Source organism: Streptomyces albicerus (assembly GCF_008905045.1).
GTDB classification, from domain to species: domain Bacteria; phylum Actinomycetota; class Actinomycetes; order Streptomycetales; family Streptomycetaceae; genus Streptomyces; species Streptomyces albicerus.
Map to the genome: position 1 here is coordinate 139,787 of NZ_VWMY01000008.1, position 18,595 is coordinate 158,381.

Annotated in this window: 18 protein-coding genes and 1 pseudogene; 6 read left to right on the plus strand and 13 right to left on the minus strand. The window is 70.1% G+C overall.

Features of this window, described 5'->3' with window-relative positions:
- Positions 1-40 precede the first annotated feature (40 nt).
- From GAS53_RS08965 to GAS53_RS08975, 3 genes are all read right to left on the minus strand, one after another.
- Complete coding sequence (locus GAS53_RS08965; RefSeq protein ID WP_151476919.1) at positions 41-922, minus strand: LysR family transcriptional regulator; 882 nt, start codon at positions 920-922, stop codon at positions 41-43.
- Positions 923-1,274: 352 nt separating this feature from the next.
- Positions 1,275-2,165 (minus strand): helix-turn-helix domain-containing protein, encoded by an 891-nt coding sequence (locus tag GAS53_RS08970; RefSeq protein ID WP_151476920.1) that lies wholly within the window; start codon positions 2,163-2,165, stop codon positions 1,275-1,277.
- Positions 2,162-2,959, minus strand: coding sequence for a peptidoglycan-binding protein (locus tag GAS53_RS08975; RefSeq protein WP_225858817.1), 798 nt, complete (start codon positions 2,957-2,959; stop codon positions 2,162-2,164). The genes GAS53_RS08970 and GAS53_RS08975 overlap by 4 nt, the downstream gene beginning before the upstream one ends.
- Before the next feature lie 328 nt (positions 2,960-3,287).
- Between GAS53_RS08975 and GAS53_RS08980 the strand changes: the two genes are divergently transcribed.
- Positions 3,288-3,836: a peptidoglycan-binding domain-containing protein gene (locus GAS53_RS08980; protein WP_151476922.1), complete on the plus strand. Its 549-nt coding sequence runs from the start codon at positions 3,288-3,290 to the stop codon at positions 3,834-3,836.
- Between the two features lie 301 nt (positions 3,837-4,137).
- Positions 4,138-5,238, plus strand: a complete 1,101-nt coding sequence (locus tag GAS53_RS08985) for a peptidoglycan-binding domain-containing protein (RefSeq protein WP_151476923.1) — start codon at positions 4,138-4,140, stop codon at positions 5,236-5,238.
- 140 nt (positions 5,239-5,378) lie between these two features.
- On the opposite strand, the pseudogene GAS53_RS56165 reads toward GAS53_RS08985, so the two are convergent.
- From GAS53_RS56165 to GAS53_RS09000, 3 genes and pseudogenes are all read right to left on the minus strand, one after another.
- Positions 5,379-5,516 (minus strand): annotated as a pseudogene (locus GAS53_RS56165) (ATP-binding protein); the annotation flags it as partial.
- Positions 5,517-5,646: 130 nt separating this feature from the next.
- Positions 5,647-5,988: a hypothetical protein gene (locus GAS53_RS08995; RefSeq protein WP_225858818.1), complete on the minus strand. Its 342-nt coding sequence runs from the start codon at positions 5,986-5,988 to the stop codon at positions 5,647-5,649.
- Positions 5,989-6,167: 179 nt separating this feature from the next.
- Positions 6,168-6,473 carry a hypothetical protein gene (locus GAS53_RS09000; protein WP_151476924.1) on the minus strand — a complete coding sequence of 102 codons (306 nt, stop codon included), beginning with the start codon at positions 6,471-6,473 and terminating at the stop codon, positions 6,168-6,170.
- 364 nt (positions 6,474-6,837) lie between these two features.
- Between GAS53_RS09000 and GAS53_RS09005 the strand changes: the two genes are divergently transcribed.
- Positions 6,838-7,302, plus strand: coding sequence for a DUF6221 family protein (locus tag GAS53_RS09005; RefSeq protein ID WP_225858819.1), 465 nt, complete (start codon positions 6,838-6,840; stop codon positions 7,300-7,302).
- Positions 7,303-7,514: 212 nt separating this feature from the next.
- Complete coding sequence (locus GAS53_RS09010) at positions 7,515-8,192, plus strand: FGGY family carbohydrate kinase (protein WP_225858820.1); 678 nt, start codon at positions 7,515-7,517, stop codon at positions 8,190-8,192.
- Here GAS53_RS09010 and GAS53_RS09015 read toward each other — a convergent pair.
- From GAS53_RS09015 to GAS53_RS09025, 3 genes are all read right to left on the minus strand, one after another.
- Entirely contained in the window at positions 8,135-8,455 is a 321-nt protein-coding gene (locus GAS53_RS09015; protein ID WP_151476925.1) for a transcriptional regulator, read from the minus strand. The two genes, GAS53_RS09010 and GAS53_RS09015, sit on opposite strands and share 58 nt — an antisense overlap.
- Complete coding sequence (locus GAS53_RS09020; RefSeq protein ID WP_151476926.1) at positions 8,452-8,943, minus strand: hypothetical protein; 492 nt, start codon at positions 8,941-8,943, stop codon at positions 8,452-8,454. The genes GAS53_RS09015 and GAS53_RS09020 overlap by 4 nt, the downstream gene beginning before the upstream one ends.
- Positions 8,944-9,120: 177 nt before the next feature.
- Complete coding sequence (locus GAS53_RS09025) at positions 9,121-10,461, minus strand: DUF418 domain-containing protein (RefSeq protein WP_404829191.1); 1,341 nt, start codon at positions 10,459-10,461, stop codon at positions 9,121-9,123.
- Between the two features lie 241 nt (positions 10,462-10,702).
- Here GAS53_RS09025 and GAS53_RS09030 point away from each other — a divergent pair, with 241 nt between their 5' ends.
- Positions 10,703-13,369 (plus strand): RICIN domain-containing protein, encoded by a 2,667-nt coding sequence (locus tag GAS53_RS09030; RefSeq protein ID WP_151476927.1) that lies wholly within the window; start codon positions 10,703-10,705, stop codon positions 13,367-13,369.
- A 279-nt stretch (positions 13,370-13,648) separates the two neighbouring features.
- Positions 13,649-13,948 (plus strand): hypothetical protein, encoded by a 300-nt coding sequence (locus GAS53_RS09035; protein WP_151476928.1) that lies wholly within the window; start codon positions 13,649-13,651, stop codon positions 13,946-13,948.
- Positions 13,949-14,114: 166 nt separating this feature from the next.
- On the opposite strand, the gene GAS53_RS09040 is transcribed toward GAS53_RS09035, so the two are convergent.
- The 4 genes from GAS53_RS09040 to murJ are packed head-to-tail and all read right to left on the minus strand — an operon-like array spanning position 14,115 to position 18,584.
- Positions 14,115-14,735 carry a hypothetical protein gene (locus tag GAS53_RS09040; RefSeq protein ID WP_151476929.1) on the minus strand — a complete coding sequence of 207 codons (621 nt, stop codon included), beginning with the start codon at positions 14,733-14,735 and terminating at the stop codon, positions 14,115-14,117.
- The gene (locus tag GAS53_RS09045) at positions 14,732-16,147 is read right to left on the minus strand and encodes a sensor histidine kinase (protein ID WP_225858830.1); all 1,416 of its coding nucleotides are present in this window, start codon (positions 16,145-16,147) and stop codon (positions 14,732-14,734) included. Before GAS53_RS09045 ends, GAS53_RS09040 begins: the two co-directional genes overlap by 4 nt.
- A gap of 59 nt (positions 16,148-16,206) precedes the next feature.
- Positions 16,207-16,890, minus strand: a complete 684-nt coding sequence (locus GAS53_RS09050; RefSeq protein WP_151476930.1) for a response regulator transcription factor — start codon at positions 16,888-16,890, stop codon at positions 16,207-16,209.
- Between the two features lie 23 nt (positions 16,891-16,913).
- Complete coding sequence (gene murJ, locus GAS53_RS09055; protein WP_225858821.1) at positions 16,914-18,584, minus strand: murein biosynthesis integral membrane protein MurJ; 1,671 nt, start codon at positions 18,582-18,584, stop codon at positions 16,914-16,916.
- Positions 18,585-18,595 lie beyond the last annotated feature (11 nt).

An 18,595-nucleotide genomic window follows, 5' to 3' on the forward strand; every position in this document is an offset into this window, starting at 1 on the left:
GAATGAAGGCAATAGAAATCTTCTATACCTGCAGGGATGTTCAGTCCTGGGCAGGTGCGGACGCCAGGTCCACGAACGCCTGGGCGGCAGGGGACAGGGGACCCGACCGCCACACCAGCCGGCCGTGGCGCAGCAGCCGCGGCCGAGGAGACAGCATCCGGGCCCCACGCAGCGCGGCGTCCCGGGCCATGGAAGCGGGCAGCAGGGAGGCACCGACGCCGGAGAGGACCAGCGGCACGATCATCGCGCGGTGCGCGGTCTCCACCGCGATCCGCGGCTCGACGCCCAGTGCGGCGCACAGGTCGTCCATCGCCGCCCGGGTCTTGGTGCCCGGCGGTGTCACGATCAGGTCCAGCGCGGCCAGTTCACGCGGGGTGATGGTGTCGCCCGCCGGATGCGGGTGGTCCGCGGGCAGCACCACGTGCATCTCCTGCTCCGGCAGGTCGATCCCGCGGAGGTCCGCCGTGCTCACCGAGGCGTCCACCAGACCGAGTTCGCACTGCCCGGCCGCGACCATGTGCGCCACGGCGGACCCCCTCTCCGGGTCGACCACGCGCACGGAGACCTTCGGATGCACGCGATGGAAACGCCCCAGCATGTCGGCCAGGGGGTCGACCGACAGGGTCGTCTGCGAAACGATGTCGAGTCGGCCGCCGCCCAGCCCGAGGACCTCTCGGACCAGAGAACTGGCCGTGGACAGGTCGCGCAGAACCTGCTGGGCCGGCTGGACCAGCGCCTCACCAGCAGCGGTGAGAACGACACCCTGCGGGAGACGGTGAAAGAGTTTTCCGCCGCATTCGCGTTCCAGGGACCGGATCGCATGCGACAGCGAGGGCTGCGCGACATGGAGCGCGATGGCCGCCGCTGTGAATCCGCCGTGCTCGACCACGGCGAGGAAATACTCCAGCTGGCGTCGTTCCATCGGGTCTCCGTCGGGTCTCCGGGCATCCCGGACCACCGCACGCCCCGGTCGGGCGGGTGATGGGGACAGTGTCTCCCGATCCGGCAAACGAGGGCCTCAGCCGGTGGGAACACCTTGAACGCCAACGCTGTTTCCCACTCCTCGTTGCGCTGCCGGCGTCTTCGACCTCATCGCCCTGAACAAGGCGTTGATGAGTCGGCCGACGCTCGCGGCGTAAAAGGCGTCGTACTCGTGCTCGTCTGCCCCCGGGCCCCGACGCCGAGCTGTTCCGACCATCACCGACGGCACCTCACCCGCCTGCCTCCCGCTGAGAATTCCCGACTTCGGCATCGACATGTCCGAGGGCCGGACGCTACCCGCGAGGGCCTGACGCCACTGGAGGTGAGGGCGGCCGGGTCGTGGTGGCGGCCCCGCCCACGCGGGCCTCGAAGCACTCCCGTTCGCCGTCGGCCGACGCGGGCCGGAAGCAGGCCCGGACGGTGCTGCCGGGACGGACTTCGGTCATCTCCGTATAGATGAAGGTTGCCGCGTCGTCCTTGTTCCCGACGCGCACGCTGTGGGTCGGGCCGCCTGCCGTGACGTCCACCCGGTCGCCGATCTCGGTCCCCCAGGTCCGGGCCCAGCTCGCACCGCACTTCTTGCTGTGGCGCAGCTCGACGTGGGCGCCGGTGGCCGTGCGGTGCGAGGCGAGGTTTTCGGGGCCGATGCCGCAGATCAGGCGCATCGGGTCCCGGCCTTCGCAGGCGGCTCCGTGGCATTCGGGAGCGAGGGAGAACGGGACGGAGGCCGGCGGCGGTCCGTCCTCCTGCGCCTCCGAGTCCGGCAGCAGGAGGAACAACAGGGCCGCAGCACCACCGACGATCACGGTGTACGCCGACGCCAGCACCACCAGGAGCCTGCCCCCGCGGAGTCGCCGCCACCCGGTCCCGGCGGGCGGCGGCGACTCCTGAGGATGTGGCCGCGGCGACTCGTCCGCGGGAGGGCCGGGTGCGGGGGCCACCGCGCGTCCGCTCCAGTGCGATTCGGCGATCTCCCACAGGGCCAGCAGCCGCCCGTCCGGTTCGTTCGCGAGCCGGCACAGTTCCTGTACGGCCTGGCGAGGAGGCAGGCTCTTGCCGTTGAGGTAACGCTCCCACGAGGACTTGCTGTACGCCGTCCGCTCCGCCAGCGCCGCCAGGCTCAGCCCCGCACCGGCCCGCAGCTCCCGCAGCGCCGCGGCCAGCCGGGTGTGTTCCGCGCTCACTTCGCATCCGCCGACCGCAGGGCCTGCCAGGTGGGCGGGTCGATGACTCCGTTCACGATCAGCCCGTTCTGCTTTTGCATGCGCTCGACCGCTCGCCGCGTCTTCGGGCCGAAGACGCCGTCGATGTCCCCTGGCGCGGTGCCCGCCCGGTGCAGCAGGCACTGCGCCTCGGCCACTTCGAGCCCAACCTGGGTGTTGGACAGGAGGAGGTCCGTGGTCCGGCTCAGGCCCGCGTACCAGCGGCCGTCACGCTGCTCCAGCCGGCAGGTGTAGATGACCGGCACCAGGGACTCCGACACGGTGGCCGGGGCCGTCGTGACAGCATCGCTGCGCTCGTGCGCGAGCTGGGCACGGGCGTCGGTGAGCCGCACGGCCAGCAGGAGCGCCGCGGAGACGGACAGTGCCGTCACCAAGACTCCCGCCGTGACCGCGGCGCGCAGGTGACGCCGAAACGGCTGCTGCTCCGCAGGCGGGTGTGCCGGTGTTGCGGAGGGGTTCTCGGGCGCGTCGGCGGCGACCGCCCGTCCCTCCGCCCAGCGTTGGGCGGCGATCTCGTGCATCACCAGCAGCCGGGGCGGATCGTCACCGCCGACGCGGGCCATCGCCTCGACGGCCTCCCGGGGCGGCAGAGACCTGCCGTTCAGATATCGCTGCCACGACTTCGCGCTGTACCCGGTCTTCGCAGCCAGTTGACGGGTGCTCAGTTCGCTGCGGTCCTTCAGCCTGCGCAGTCGCACGATCAACTGGTGGATGTGTGGATGCAGTTCTGCGGGCAGTTCTTTCCAGCGCGACACGCTTTCCCCCACTCGCGTCGGGGGCCGCGATCCCGGCCCCCGTGTCCCGGGCTCATTCTGCATCAGCTGTCACAGGGATCACAGCGCGGGCACGCCGCCCTGGTGCGGCTCAGTCCTGGCGCGGAATCAGCCATCCCTCCTATCGCCGCAGTCCCGCAGCAGGGACTCGGCGGACGGCATCTCAGCAGGTCAGCGTGCGGGACGTCCCGGGACGAGGTCACTTCCGCGTCAGCTGTGGCCGGACAACGCGCCGAACCCGCAGTCTCGTCGCGGAGCCGGCCGGTGCGGTCGGCTCCAGCAGACGCACGCCAATTGGGGAAGGAACACAATGAACTTCGGTACAACTCGGACCCGCCTCGCAACCGCCGTCGCCGCCGCCGTCGCGACGGCCGCGCTGGCCGTGAGCGCCTCGCCCGCCTCGGCCACCTCCGCCCAGGGGTACTTCACCGGTTACGGTGCATGGACGGACGACTGGAGCAACGAGGGGACCCTGTCGACCGGCAGCTACGCCAACTCCAACGCCACCTGCCTGTGGCAGGAGATCCTCTGGGCGGAGGGCGCGACGGAGTCCAACGGCACCGCCTACGACGAGGCGGACATCGACGGCATTTTCGGCCCCAACACCGAGTACGCCAGCAAGAAGCTTCAGACGCGCTGGGGCCTGGACAACGACGGACGGGTCGGCCCCCTGACGCTCGGCACGGCGGACAACAAGCTGCGGTACATCTCGGGCAGCACGGAGGCCGGGACGCTCTACCTCAGGTACGACGGCGCGGCCCACGACTTCACCTTGAGGCGCGACGACAGCAACCGGTACTGGTTCGTCAAGGACGGTGCCTGGCGCGTCGCGGCCTACAACTACCGCACTTGCAGCTGACCACACGTCCTACCGGGGATCGTCGGTCGGCAACTAGGCGAACGACGCCGACGCCATCAAGATCTGGCGCGGCCCCGACGACGGGAAGTGCAGCGGCACCTGGCAGGTGCCGCAGGGCCGCATCAAGGACGGCTGGCGCCCCTGACCCACGTGGCCCATCCCCTCGTACAGGGGGGCGGGCCGTGTGTGGCCCTCCGGTCCGCCCGGTGATGCGGCACTCGATGAACGACAAGCATTCCAAGCCCCGGTCGGCCCACTCGGCTCGGCGTGCCACAACAAACAAACGGAATACGGGGGAATCATGTCTCTTCGCAGCCGACTCGCGCGCCGCGCGCAGGTCACTCTCATAGGTGTCGCCGCCGGAGGTGTCGCGGCCGCAATCGCCGTCACACCGTCGCTCGCCGACACCGACTCCTCGAAGCTGGCGACGGTCGCCGCCCAGAAGGCGACCGGTTACGGGCCCGAGCCCGAGGCCGACAGCAAGCTCGTCACCCAGGTCAGCAAGATGTCGACCATGGCCACGGCCACGGCCACGCTCTCGCCCGACACGATGATCAACCGGGCCCGTACGTGGCTCACGGCCAACAACGGAGCCCCGGTCCCCTACAGCATGGAGCGCACTTGGACGGACGGCTACCGCCAGGACTGCTCCGGCTATGTCTCCATGGCACTTGGACTGGGGAAGCCCGGCCTGAACACCGTCGGGCTGGCCGACTCGCGAAACGGCGTCACCACGCGGCTCAGCAGCATGAGTCAGCTCAAGAAGGGTGACCTGCTGATCGACTACAGCACCACTGACGGCGATTTCCGTCACGTAGTGATCTTCGAGAAGTGGGCCAACACGTCGCACAGCGCCTACTGGGCGTACGAACAGCGCGGTACGTACGGCACGACCCACCGGCAGCTCACGTACGGGATCGGCAGTGACAACTACGACCCCTTCCGCCCGGTCAAGCTGGGTGATGGCGGTGGCGGCGGGGAGCTCCCGTCCCCGGGTGTCTCCTGGCCGATCCTCCAGAGCGGTTCCGAGGGTGCGGACGTGCGGTCCGCCCAGCAGCTGCTGACCGCGCAGGGCTACACGCTCGAGGCCGACGGCATCTTCGGCCCGAACACCCGCTCGGCGGTGATCCAGTTCCAGAAGTCCCAGTCCCTGGCCGCTGACGGCGTCATCGGCCCGAACACTTGGTCAAAGCTGATCAAGACGGTGCAGTACGGCTCGTCCGGCCAGGCGGTGAAGGCAGCGCAGACGCAGCTGAACGTCTACGGCTACGGCCTCGCGGTCGACGGCGCGTTCGGCTCGGGGACGAAGTCGGCGGCGGTCGCCTTCCAGCAGAACCACCACTTGCAGGTCGACGGCGTCATCGGCCCGGAGACCTGGCGCGCCCTGCTCGGCACCCGCTGACCCGAGCGGTCCCGACGGCCGGCCGACGGCTCCTTCCCACTGCGCCCGCAGTGGGAAGGAGCCGTCGCTGTACATCCGTGGAGCCGATGGAGGCGTGGCAGCCTTCTCGGAGGACTGTCCGGCCCGGACCGTCGTGTCCTTCAGAGTGGCACTTTGCCTCGAAGGTCGGCCACGACGACAGACACCACGCTCCCACCGAAGCGGCTGGGCCCGGAGTGCCACGAGTCGGCGATGGAGTCGACCAGGAGCAGCCCGCGTCCGTGCGCGTCGTTGGCCTCTAGACAGCCGAACGAAGTGGGCGCTGAAACGGTCACCGTCCGGCCCTTTGAGGAGGGCTGGACGGTGACCGTGCAATAACTCAGCCTCGGGCAGGGCCGGTTGGAGTTGTGTATGCGGTTGTACGCGGTTCTACTCTGTTTCGCCTGAAGGCTCAGGCGGTTGTGCTTTCGGAGGCTCGCCGCGGCCGATCGTCATGGACCAGCGCACTGCTGAGGGCGCCTGGACCGAGACGGTGCCCTTGTTCTCCGCCCCCGCGACGCCGACCTCGTTGTGCGTTGTGCTTACTTCGCCATCGACGCATTTCAATGGGAAGTCGACGTTCACCGACTTGAGGGAGACCTTGATCTCCCCCTTGCCCTGGCATCGGACGGCGGCGATCAGGACATCGCCCTTCTCACCCTCGCTGAACTCGAAAGTGCTGCCACCGCGGGTCTCACCTTGGCGGCCGGCGAGGGTCTCGGTCGTGTCCAACTCGGGTGGGGACATCGCTGAGTCCCGTTCGGAACTGGGGGATGCGGCGGATGCCGACGTGCTGGGCGGTGCGGGTTCTGGAGCCTTTGCGGGGTTCGACTGGTCAGACGTGCAGGCAACTGCAAGCGGCAGCAGGGCTGCTGACAGGAAGCTCAGCCCCACAGAGAGCCGCCGGGGCATTACTTGGTCTCCCAGATGTACCAGCCGACCCGGGCAGGCGTGTAGAGCGTCGCGTTCGTCTTGGTCCCCTTGGTCCCCTTGGCGCAGTTGGCGTAGCCGTACTGGTTGTAGCCGGCGGTCTTCAGCCGGTAGACCCCGTACTTGGCGTGGGTGGTGTACGTGGAGGGAGTGTCAACCGCGATCTTGTCGACCGCCTCGGTCGGGGTGGGAGTCGGATCCGCCGCAAAGGCCGGGCCACCAACACCCAGCACGGCTGTCGCGGGGCTCGGCGCAATCAGCAGCGACGCCGCCCTTGAAATTCGCATGATGGTTCCCCCTGGTCAGACGAGTGGGGGCTACCGGTCGTGATGCCCCCGCTCGCGGTCACCTGATCTTGCAGCGCGCCACGTCGGCGAACAAGATTTCCGCGTAAACCCTGAGGGGAACATGATGTTCCACTTCCATGTTCGGGAGTTCGGTGCCGTAGATCTTCCCGGTTCAGGGCACTTTCGACACCCGCTCGGCCAACGCCAGAGTGAAGGCGGCTCTTGATACGGCCCAACCGGCCACGACGGACCACGACGGACCACCCGAGGACTCCCGGTTTCCGCGGTGTTGCTCCAGGTCCTGGAGGAGAGCGACGGTCGTAAACGACGTGCCGGCGCACCGTCCGTCGTCGAGGATGCCCTCATGAACAACGACCTGGTGGCGTTCCTCAATGCGCGCTTGGACGAGGAAGCCGCCCTCGCCCGATGCTGTGACGGGGACGGGTGTTGCGGGGAGTGGACCGCGCGCGGGGACACGGTCGACTTCTGCCAAGGAGATCTCACCGGATTCCATCCCGCGATCGCGCAGCACGTGGCCCTGCACGACCCCGCCCGCGTGCTGCGTGAAGTCGAGGCCAAGCGACGCGTGTTGAACCGTCACACGCTCAGTCCGGCCGAAGGCGACCCGGAGCGTCCCTGGGATGACCGTGATGACTGTCAGTTCGACGGTGACCTCTGGCCGTGCGACGACCTGCTCGACCTTGCACTCCCCTACCAGGACCATCCCGACTTCCCCGAGCGCTACAAGCCGAGCCGAGCAGCCGAGGGACGTAGCAACCGCACCACAAGCGCACCGGACAGAGCGGGGAACAGCGGGGAATCACGGTGAGGGCACGCACCGCCGGCGCGTCCGCAGCCCACTCGTTCGACCAGGTCAGCGCGCGAACCAGCCGCAACGAACTGCTGCATGGGACGATCGGCCCCTTGGGCGGTGCTTCGATACACGACGAGATCGCATTGCGCGTTCTGGTCGTCATTGCGCGTTCTGGTCGTCGGTGATCGCTCTTCCCTGCCCGGTACTGCGTCGACGCCCTGGCGGAGGTGTGTGATCCGTGTTTCGGGCCCCTGAGCGGCGTCGACCGGTCAGGAATCAAGGCGGAACAGCACGCGGCGGTCAAGGTCAGCGAACCGGGATGGGTGGTGGCGCGTGAACTGGTGCTCGGTGTAGACGCGGGACACACCGTGACCAAGGCCGTGCTGTTCGACGCCACCGGCCGAGCTGTGGGGCGGGGCAGCGGCACGCTGCCGCTGAGCACCCCGCACCCCCGCTGGGTCGAGCGGAACATGGACGACGTGTGGCGGACAGCGTGCCAGGCCATCGCCGCCTGTCTCGCCGAGGCAGGCCCGGACACGGGGCGGGCGGTCGCCGTGGTGGGGCTGGCCGGGCACGGCGACGGCCTGTACGCCGTCGACGGGCAAGGCCGGCCGGTGCGCCCCGCCATCGTGGCGATGGACACCCGTGCCGAACCGGTGTTGGAGGAATGGCGGGGCACTCCGGTCTGGTCCCGGGCCCTGGAGTTGTCGGGCACGGTGCCCTTCGCGGGTTCCCCGGCCGCCCTGCTGGCCTGGCTCGCGCGCCATGAGCCCGGTGTGCTTCACGAGGCCCGTTGGCTGTTGTCGGCACAGTCGCCGCCGCGCTCCTCATCGGGCTCCGATCGTGATCAGAGAGCCGGATCCGACGACCCCACTATCGCCCGCAGCGCCGCAAGGTGCCCCTGATATGCATCCCGGCCTCGCCGGGTCAGCCGGAGCCACACTCGCTGCCGGGTGTCGCGGACGGCCTTGCGCTGCTCGACGTAACCGGCGTCCATCAGCACGGTGACGTGCTTGCTCAGCACGGAGGCGGAGAGGTCGAGTTGCATTTGGACCAGGCCGAACTCCGCCTCGCCCGCAGCGTGCAGGAGGGCGCAGATGCGCAGCCGGTTCGGGGCGTGGATGGTGGTGTCGAAACCTTCCAGCCGGTCGTGGATTTCGGCGCTCACGGGGCCTTCCGGTGCAGGCGGACGAAGGCAAGGTGGAAGCCGACGGACACGACGGCACCGATCAGCGAGGCTGCGATCAGCCACACCGGCCGTCCCGTGACGCGGAAAGCGAGCGCTGCCCCTACCAGCAGCACGGGCAGGCCGACCATGAGCGGCACGGTCGCCCGCTTCGGCAGCACGTCCAACCGCAGCGCCACCCCGGTCTTGTTGCGCCACGCCTTCGCCGCGACGGCGAAGAGCGCCATGTACACCGCGGTGCTCGTCAGCATGATGGCTATCCAGGCGGGGCGCGGCAGCAGCCAGTCCGAGTCGGCCATGACGCCTCCGTAGGTGATCGGGAGCGCGGCAATGTAGAGCGTGAGCGTGATGAAGAACCAGTTCGGCCACGGTGTGGCCGACAGCGCTGCGGCGGAGGCCCGGATGTGCTCGGTGTCGGCCAGGGCGGCATGGGCCTGCTCCGGCGTGAGTCGTACCCCGTGAGTTTCCATACCGGAAAGAGTAGGAGACAGTTTCCGGTACGGAAAGAGTCGAGTTTCCGGTACGGCAAGTGGCCGACTCGGCCGCTTCGGTTCTGACTCTGCGCTCGTGATCGGGCGCTCTCCGGGATGCGGACATGCCGGCCGGCCTTCACGCGAACTGACCTTCCCGGGGTACCCGCCCGAGGCTCATCGGACGGAATTCGCCAGTCTGGTCGCGCCGTTGAGCAGGTACTCCAGCGGTCCGCGGCGGAAGAAGCGGGACCAGATCGCCGCGGACACGGTGGCCCCGAGGATGAACCAGAGCAGGAGCGCGGCGGAGGCGGACTGCGGCGGGGTGGCCGCTTCGCCGGGCAGGGCGAGGATGACCAGGATGTGGGCCACGTAGAGGGTCAGGGACATCGTGCCGACGGCGATGATCGGAGTTGCCAGCCGCCGCAGCCACGGCAGTCGGTCCATCGCCACCGTCAGGCACAGGAGCACGGTGATCGCGATCCCGATGCTGCCGATGAGGTCGAACGTGGAACCGGTGTGCGGCTCGGCTGCCAGCAGCCCCCATGCGTCGGGGCCCCACAGCTCACCACCGACCGGCATGTCGAAGGATCCCGATGCCGATCCCGATCCCGGTCCCGGTCCCGATGCCATGCCGGGGTCCTTCATGGCACCGGGGTCCTTCATGGCAGGCATACCGGCCATGATCTGCTGATCGCCGCCGGACAACCGGAGCGCCAGCCACGAGACGCCGTATCCGAACCCGATCAGTGCGGGACCGACCACGGCCAGCCGCCGCCGCACCGCGCCGGACGTCAGATCCAGCCGGCCCAACGCCATGCCGGTGACCACGAACGTCATCCAGGTGATCGCGGGGTAGAGGCCGGTGAGCAGGAGGTCGAGCACGCCCACGTCGGAGAGGCGCGCGAGTGGGTCGTACGAGTCGATGCTGGTCACGATCGACTCGGTGAGCAGCGCCCTGAGGCCGAACGCCAACTGCGGCGTGACGACCGCGAGCGCGACCGCGATGATCGCGAGTGTCCTGGCCCGCAGCCGCAGCAGGGGCAGAGCCAGCAGGAAGTACAACCCGTAGGAGGGGAGGATCACGGCGCCGCCGAAGTTGGTCATCGCCAGCGCGCTGCCCAGCACCAGCAGGATCACGGCCCGGATCACGATCCGGGCCTTCGCCTGCCGGCCGGCCAGTCCGGTCTTCGGCTCGCGGCGGCTGGCGATCAGCATCAACGAGAACCCGGCGAGGGTGGCGAACAGCGCCGAGGCCCGGCCGTTCGCCAGGCCTATGAACCAGTCGCCGACGCCGCCGCCGGGCGTGGTGAAGGGGCCGACGTGCACGGTGAACATTCCGAACACGGCCAGTGCACGGGCGAGGTCCACCCCGACCAGCCGCGCCATCGGCGCCGGCCGTTCCGTCGTCGTGGCGGACTCGGGGGCGGATGTAGCGGACTCGAGTGCGGATGTGGCGGACTCGGGGGCGGACAAGGAACGCGGAGGCGCCTTCTCGGCGCTTTCGATCTCGGTCACTAGGACAACGCTGCCGAAGCACGGGGGCGGTCAACCATCCGACGGGCTACGGGAGTTGCCCCGCCGGTCGGCCCCCACCACACCGCCGATCGGCGGGGGCCGGCCGGCCGTAAAAAGGGGTTTCCGGCTCAAGGCAACCCTTTGCGAGGCCTGTGACCACAAGGAGGTGGATCCGGCCAGTTCCGGCGGCTGGAATCCGCATTTCCTCCGGTGAACGTCATGCAAGGAGAGCACCTCCCCCATGAACAACCCCACGAACGGCGGGCGCCGCGGGCGTCACCGCCGTCGCTGGACCGCGACCGGTCTGCTGCTCGGCGTGCCCGCCATCGTCGTGCCGTATCTGCTGTTCGCGCAGGAGGACTCGCAGGCCGCGACGGTCGACGGCGATGCCTACTACCGGCTGGTTTCCGTACGCAGCGGCAAGGTGATGGACGTCAACGCCTTCTCCACCGCCGACGGCACCCGCATCCAGCAGTGGACCGACCAGGGCACCGCCAACCAGCAGTGGAAGCTGAGGCCCGCCGGGGACGGCTACTACGAGCTGGTGAACCGCAACAGCGGCAAAGTGCTGGGCATAGCGGGCGATTCGACCGCCCAGGCAGCCGCCGCCGAGCAGCAGACCGACAGCTCCTCCACCTCCCAGGAGTGGCGGATCGACGATGTGAGCGGTTCCGACGCCGTCACCCTCACCTCCCGCAGGAGCGGCCAGGTCCTGGACGTGTCCGGAGCCTCCACGGCCGACGGCGGGGCAGTCATCCAGTATCCCGGCAAGGGCAGCACCAACCAGCAGTGGAAGCTGGTGAAAACGGCCGAGGCCCAGGCGGCCGGGACCCAGGCGGCCGGGAACGGCACCGCGCAGACCACGGCCGCGGCCGGACCGTATGTGTGGAACAACGCCCAGGTGGTGGGCGGCGGTTACGTCACCGGGCTGGTGTTCAACCCGCGCGCGAAGGGCCTGCTGTACGCGCGCACCGACATGGGCGGCGCCTACCGCTGGGACGTCGCGGCCGAGCAGTGGATCCCGCTGACCGACTGGGCCGGCGAGAAGGACTGGAACCTGCTGGGCATCGATTCGCTGGCCACCGACCCCGTCGACCCCGACCGGCTCTATCTCGCGGCGGGCACGTACACCAACAGCTGGGCGGGCAACGGCGCGATCCTGCGCTCCACGGACCGTGGCCGCACCTTCCAGCGCACCGACCTGCCCTTCAAGCTGGGCGCCAACGAGGACGGCCGCGGGGCGGGCGAACGGCTGGCGATCAATCCCGCAGAGAACGGCACCCTGCTCCTTGGCACCCGCAAGAACGGCCTGTGGCGCAGCACCGACCACGGCGTGACATGGAGTCAGGTCTCCTCGTTCCCCGTCAAGGACGGGGCGAGCAGCGGCGCGGGCATCTCCTTCGTGACGTACGGCCCGGCCGGAAGCAAGACGGTCTATGCCGGCGTCGCCGACAGGTCCACCTCCCTGTACCGCTCCACCGACGGCGGCAGCACCTGGCAGGCCGTCTCCGGGCAGCCCACCGGCCAGATGCCGCAGCACGGCGTGCTCTCCGGTGACGGTTCGCTGTACGTGACGTACGCCAACACCGTCGGCCCCAGCGGCGCGACGGCGGGTTCGGTGTGGAAGCACACGCCGGCCGGCGGGGCGTGGAAGGACGTCTCCCCGTCCGAGGGCAGCTACGGGTTCTCCGGTCTGGCCGTCGACCCGCAGAAGCCGTCCACGGTGATGGTCACCACCCTCGACCGCTGGTGGCCCGAGGACGAGATCTACCGCACCACCGACGGCGGCACGACCTGGAAGGCACAGGCCGCGAAGTCGGAGCGGGACGCCTCCGCCGCTCCTTACGTCGGTACCGGCACCGGGCACTGGATGACCGCCCTGGCCATCGATCCCTTCGACTCCGGGCACGTGCTGTACGGCACCGGCAGCGGCATCTGGCGGAGCAAGGACGCCGACGCCACCGACAGCGGCGGCACCAGCCACTGGATCGTGGGGGCCCGAGGGCTGGAGGAGACCGCGGTGCAGGACGTGATCGCCCCGCCCGGCGGTGCCACCGCGATCACCGCCATGGGCGACCTGGGCGGTTTCCGCCACGACTCCCTGACCAGGGTGCCCGCCGGACGGCTGGAGAACCCGATGATGATCACCAGCACCGACATCGACTTCGCCCAGTCCAACCCCGCGATGATGGTCCGCGTCGGCCGTGGCGGCGCGCAGGACGGCGCCTACTCCACCGACGGCGGCAGCAGCTGGAACGGCTTCAAGTCGGAGCCGGTGGGCAGCGCCGACAGCGGGCATGTCGCGCTCTCGGCGGACGGCTCCGCCATCGTCTGGACCGAGGCCGGCCAGGCCCCGTACCGCTCGACCGACAAGGGGGCGGGCTGGTCCAAGGTCAGCGGTCTGGGCACCGGCGCCGTGGTCGTCGCCGACCGCTCCTCGGACAAGACCTTCTACTCACTGGCCGACGGCACGCTCCACGCGAGCACCGACGGCGGTGCGACCTTCACCGCCCGCGCCACCGACCTGCCCGCCGGCCGGCTCACGGCCGTCCCCGGCATCACCGGGGACCTGTGGATCGCCGGCGGTGGCAAGGGGCTGCTGCACTCCACCGACGGCGGCCGCACCTTCACCACGCTCGGAGCGGTGCAGTCCGCCTCCGCCCTCGGCTTCGGCAAGGCCGCGCCGGGCGGCTCCTACCAGGCCCTGTACATGATCGGTACCGTCAAGGACGTCACCGGCGTCTTCCGCTCCACCGACAAGGGCGCCACCTGGCTCCGCGTCAACGACGACGCCCACCAGTGGGGCAGCATCGGCGGCGTCGGCGTCATCAGCGGCGACCCCGACACCTACGGGCGCGTCTACGTCGGCACCAACGGACGCGGCCTCCAGTACGGCGACCCGTCCTGACCCAGGCGCCCGAGCGGGGCCGCAGGCACAACGGCCTGCGGCCCCGCCATGGCTGAGGGACCTCGCTTCGTCCTCTTCAAGGTCCTCTTCAAGGTCCTCTTCAAGGATCGCGTCCGAAAGGCCCGCTCGTATGCGATGCGGCGTCAGGCTGCTCTCGCTACGAGATCACGAGGTCCGGCGCGCCATACCGGACCTTCTTTAATATTTCGGACTAATCTCCCGTAGTGGTTTGAAGTCGATCTTTCGCAGATCACACCCACCTCACTCACCGGAGATGACATGCACAAACTTCGCAAGGCTGCCGTCCTGGTCGCCGCCATCGGCAGCGTCGGACTCCTTGGCGCCGGCACCGCCAACGCCCAGGGTGGTGGCGACGACGGTCACGGCGGCAAGGGCGGCGGTCAGCACAACGTCCTGCAGAGCTCCAACTGCAAGTCGCACGACCTGAACATCGACATCCTCGGCCAGGTCGGACTGCTCAACGGCCTGCTGGGCAACGGACTCAACGGCGAGGGCAAGGCGGGTAGCCAGGACACCCACCTGGGCTCGAGCATGGGTTGCGACAACAAGGCCTTCTAGGCACGTTGCGGTCGCGTAGGCGACCGCAAGCAGGAACGGAACCAGATCCCGGCACCGAGCCCCAGGCCCGGCGCCGGGATTCCCCATCTCCTGCACGGCGCCGTGAACATGGCCCTGCCTGACGCGTTCTCAGCCGGTCGTGCCCGGCGTGGTCCGTGCCCGGATCTCAGTCCGCCGCCTGTACGTTCCCGGTGCCGCCGGGGGCGAGTCCGCAGGTGCCGGACCTCGATACCCCGTCCTGTCCCGTCAGTTCCACGACGACCTGGCCGTCGGCGTCCTGGCTGTAGGCGATCGTGCAGGTCAGCTGACGTAGAGCGGTGCTGTCCAGTCCCTCCAGGGCAAGGGGCAGACGGGTCGTGACCCTGTCGCCCGAGGAGCGCTCGACCTCGACGGTCCCGCCGGGGCGGGCGGCGGGGAGGGAGGTGGCCAGGCCGGCGGCCCGGTCTTCCTTCCCCGGACCGCCGAGCAACGCCAGGACGACCTTCTCCGTCGGCACCGGTCCCTCCGTGTCGCCGGGGTTCTCGTCTCCGGAGCCCGACGACTCGTCGTATCCGTCGCCGAGCCCGGCCGAGGGCTCGGTCGTCCGGATCACGGGGCTCAGCCCTCCGTCGGGGGAACGGAAGAAGAGCAGCATGTCGTAGTCGCGGTTGAGGAAGGCCTGGAAGCTGGCCGGGCCGCCCGCCTCGATGACGTCGGTCTCCTGGATACCGCAGCCGGCGAGCAGCGGCACGGCCGCCGCGGCGATGGCGGCAGCCAGGAGACGACGGCGCGTTCGCGCTCGTCTCATCCGCCGGCCTCCTCCGCGTGGAGCGGTATCCCGACGGTGAAGACGGCACCGCCCCCGGGCAGGTTCCCGGCGCGGATCGTTCCGCCGTGCAGCTTCACGTTCTCCAGGGTGATCGCCAGTCCCAGGCCGCTGCCCGCCGAGCGGGTGCGGGCCGCGTCGGCCTTGTAGAAGCGGTCGAAGATGTGCGGGAGCGATTCGGGGCGGATGCCGGGGCCGCTGTCCATGACCTCGGTGATCAGCACGGCCGGGGACGGGGAGCGTGTCTCCGTGCGCAGGCTCACCGTTACGGGCGCGCCGCCGTGCCGCAGGGCGTTGCCGACGAGGTTGGCGATCACGATGTCGAAGCGGCGCGGGTCGAGCCGGGCCCGGATGCCGTCGGGGAGTTCGGTGCGGACCCGGTCGTCGGTCCAGTGCCGGTTGTGGAGGGTTTTGCGGATGGCCTCGGCCACGTCGACCTCGTCGGCGTTCAGCTCGGCCGCGCGGGCGTCGAAGCGGGAGATCTCCATCAGGTCCTCGACGAGCACGGCGAGCTTTCCGGTCTCCGCGCTGACCAGTCGGACCGCCCGGGCGGTGTCGGCGTCCAGGCCGTCCGCGTCCTCGTCGAGGACCTCGGTGACGGCGAGCATTCCGGCGAGGGGGGTGCGCAGTTCGTGCGAGACGTCGGAGGCGAAGCGGCGGGCCCGTTCCTCGGCCTCGCGCAGTTCACGTACGGACCGCTCCAGTTGGCCCGTCGACTCGTTGAAGGTGCGCGCCAGGTCCGCCAGTTCGTCGCTGCCGCGCACCGGAATCCGGGTGTCGAGTCTGCCGCTGCCCATGCTCCGGGCCGCCCGGCGCAGTTCCCGCACCGGGCGCAGCACGCTGCGCGCGGCGATCAGGCCGGGTATCAGCGCGACGGCGAGGCCGGGCAGGGCGCCGTCCCGGGCGGCCATGAGGAGGGCGTCGACGTTGACCTGCTCGTCGGTCATCCGCATGACGGCATAGAGGACGAGGCCGCTGGGCAGCACGCTGTCCGGGCTCGCCTTGAAGACCATGGGCATGGCGATGGTCAGATAGGGAACGCCGTCCTTGACGACCCGCTCGAAGCTGCCGTGGGGGTCGGCCCGCGCGGCGCGGCGCAGTTCGGGTGTGATGACGGTGGAGACGGGGTTCTCGCCCGAGGAGGCGCGGACCGAACCGTACTCGGCGAACACCACCCAGGGATGGGGCTTGCCCTTGCGGGCGATGTCCCGCAGGACTTCCTCCATGCCTTCCTCCTGTACGGGCAGGGCGAAGCCCGTCGTCTGGACGTGGTCACGGAACGACGTGACTGCCGTGTCCTGGGCGGTCTCCAGCAGCGCGGTGCGGGCCTCACGGTAGGTCAGCGCGGCCGTCGTGCCGGCGCTGACGGCGGCGACCAGCAGGAAGGCGAGCATCAGCCGCGTACGCAGCCCGAACGCTCTGATCCGCGAGCGGCCGGGGCGGGGGCTGGTGATCACAGTGGCCCGAAGCGGTAGCCGAAGCCCCGCAGTGTCTGGACGTAGCGGGGGTTGCCGGCCTCGTCCTCGATCTTGCCGCGCAGACGTGCGACGCAAGCGTCGACCAGTCGGGCGTCGGCGTGGAAGCTGTGCTCCCATACGTGCTCCAGCAGTTGCTGCCTGCTGAACACCTGCTCAGGGGCGGCGGCGAGGTGCAGCAGGAGCTTGAGCTCCGAGGGAGCGAGCGCGAGCGGCCGGCCGGCTTTGGTGACGGTCAGTCCGGCCCGGTCGATGGTGAGTTCACCGTAGACCTCGATGGCCGGGCGGCCCGGGCCGCTGTCGTCCATGCGGCGCAGTACGGCACGGATCCGGGCCTCGATCACCTCGGTGCGGGCGGGCTTGACGATGTAGTCGTCGGCACCGGCTTCCAGGCCGATGACCACGTCGAAGTCGTCGCCGCGCGCGGTGAGCACGATGATCGGCAGCTGACTGTGCTCGCGGACCCGCCGGCAGACCTGTACGCCGTTCATTCCGGGCAGCATCAGGTCCAACAGCAGTAGATCGGGGCGGAATTCGGCCAGCGCGGCAAGACCGGCCTCGCCGGTCGCGGCTGCCCGTATCTCGTGGCCGCGGCGGCGCAGACCGAGTTCGACCCCCTCGCGTACGGAAGGGTCGTCCTCGATGAGGAGCACGCGGGGCATCGGCGGTTCTCCCTCGGTGGTGGTCAGGTCCGGGTCCGTCTCCGGCGTACGCCCGAGAGCAGCGCGTCGAGTTCGGCGAGGCGCAGCGGACGGGCGAGCAGGGCGAAGGTGAGGATGACGGCGGTCGCGCCGGCAACCATGGAGACCACCGCCCCCGCCGGTGCGGTTCCCAGGGCCGCGAAGTGACCCAGCGCGGTGGCGGGGACGGCGGCGAGCAGCAGCCGCGCGTGCGCGCCGACGGCGGACGATCGCAGGGGGCGTGCGACGGCGAGCCGGCGGCTCAGCACCAGGCCGGTCACCGCCCAGCCCGCGCACAGCGCCAGGGAGTACGCCGCCGCCATGCCCGTCACGGCCCAGCGAGCCGGCAGCAGGTGTGCGGCGGCCAGGGACAGCCCCGCGTTGAGAGCGACGATCACGAGGTTCAGCAGGAACGGCGTACGGGTGTCGGAGAGCGCGTAGAAGGCGCGGGACAGGACGTACTGGCCCGACAGGGCGACGAGTCCCGGCGCGAAGGCCATCAGGATCCCGGCCATGGCGGCCGTGTCGTCGGCGCTGGTCCTGCCGTATCCGAAGACGAGGGCCATCACCGGCTGGGCGAGGGCGAACAGCGCGCAGGCGGCGGGTACGACGGCGGAGGCGCAGACGCGCAGGGCGTGGGAGACGTCGCGCCGCACGGCGGCGGTGTCCCCGTCGGCGGCGGCCGCGCTCATCCGGGGCATCAGCGCGGTCACCACGGAGACCGTGATGATGCCGTGCGGTACGACCCACAGGGCATAGGCGTTGTTGTACGCGCCGTATCCGGGGCCGCCGCCGAGGCCCGCGGTCGTGGCCAGCCGGGTGGTGACCCAGTAGGCGGCCTGGTTGGCCAGGACCAGCAGCACCAGCCAGCCGCCCGAGCGCAGGGGGCGGGTCAGTCCGCTGCCGCGCCAGTCGAAGCGGGGCCGCCAGCGGAAGCGGGCCGCGCGCAGCGCGGGGACGAGGGCGAGTGCCTGGACGGCGATACCGGCGGTCGTGCCCCAGCCGAGTACGGCGGTCTCGGTCGCGGTGAGCGTGTTCCCCGCGGTGCGGGTGTCCCCGCCGCCCATGGCCAGGGCCAGGTACAGGCCGAAGACGGTGATGACGACGACGTTGTTCAGGACCGGCGCCCACATCATCGCGCCGAACCGGCCGCGTGCGTTGAGTACTTGCCCGAGCAGCGTGAACAGTCCGAGGAAGAAGATCTGGGGCAGGCAGTAGCGGGCGAACGCGGTGGTCATGGCCGCCTGCGGGCCGGTGTAGTCGGTGTACGCGTCGATGATCGCGGGAGCCGCCCATACCGCGGTCGCGGTGATCGCCAGCAGGGCGACGACGCAGACGGTGACGAGCCGGTCGGTGTACGCGGCGCCCCCGTCGTCGTGCTCCTTGGCGGCCTTGACCAGCTCGGGCACGAAGACGGCGTTCAGCGCGCCGCCGAGGAGCAGCATGTAGACGATGGTGGGCAGGGCGTTGCCGACCGCGTAGCCGTCGGCGATCGGCCCGATGGTGCCGAGCGCTGCCGCGACCACGGCGGACCGGGCGAAACCGGTGGCCCGGGAGACGATGGATCCGGCGGCCATGACGGCACTGCTGCGTGCCGTGGAGGCCGCCTTCGTCGCTTCCGCGCCGGCCGCGCTGTCCGTGCCAGCCGGTATCGGCGGCGGCGTGCTGGCCGGCATGGTCGGCGGCG

Excerpts from the sequence above, each read along its gene's own strand:
- GAS53_RS09000 (WP_151476924.1), bottom strand. The coding sequence starts at position 6,473 with ATGCGAATTTCAAGGGCGGCGTCGCTGCTGATTGCGCCGAGCCCCGCG.
- GAS53_RS09050 (WP_151476930.1), bottom strand. The coding sequence starts at position 16,890 with ATGCCCCGCGTGCTCCTCATCGAGGACGACCCTTCCGTACGCGAGGGG.
- murJ (WP_225858821.1), bottom strand. The coding sequence starts at position 18,584 with ATGCCGGCCAGCACGCCGCCGCCGATACCGGCTGGCACGGACAGCGCG.
- GAS53_RS09020 (WP_151476926.1), bottom strand. The coding sequence starts at position 8,943 with ATGGAAACTCACGGGGTACGACTCACGCCGGAGCAGGCCCATGCCGCC.
- GAS53_RS09035 (WP_151476928.1), top strand. The coding sequence starts at position 13,649 with ATGCACAAACTTCGCAAGGCTGCCGTCCTGGTCGCCGCCATCGGCAGC.
- GAS53_RS08965 (WP_151476919.1), bottom strand. The coding sequence starts at position 922 with ATGGAACGACGCCAGCTGGAGTATTTCCTCGCCGTGGTCGAGCACGGC.
- GAS53_RS09045 (WP_225858830.1), bottom strand. The coding sequence starts at position 16,147 with ATGCTCGCCTTCCTGCTGGTCGCCGCCGTCAGCGCCGGCACGACGGCC.
- GAS53_RS08985 (WP_151476923.1), top strand. The coding sequence starts at position 4,138 with ATGTCTCTTCGCAGCCGACTCGCGCGCCGCGCGCAGGTCACTCTCATA.
- GAS53_RS09030 (WP_151476927.1), top strand. The coding sequence starts at position 10,703 with ATGAACAACCCCACGAACGGCGGGCGCCGCGGGCGTCACCGCCGTCGC.
- GAS53_RS09040 (WP_151476929.1), bottom strand. The coding sequence starts at position 14,735 with ATGAGACGAGCGCGAACGCGCCGTCGTCTCCTGGCTGCCGCCATCGCC.
- GAS53_RS08980 (WP_151476922.1), top strand. The coding sequence starts at position 3,288 with ATGAACTTCGGTACAACTCGGACCCGCCTCGCAACCGCCGTCGCCGCC.
- GAS53_RS09005 (WP_225858819.1), top strand. The coding sequence starts at position 6,838 with ATGAACAACGACCTGGTGGCGTTCCTCAATGCGCGCTTGGACGAGGAA.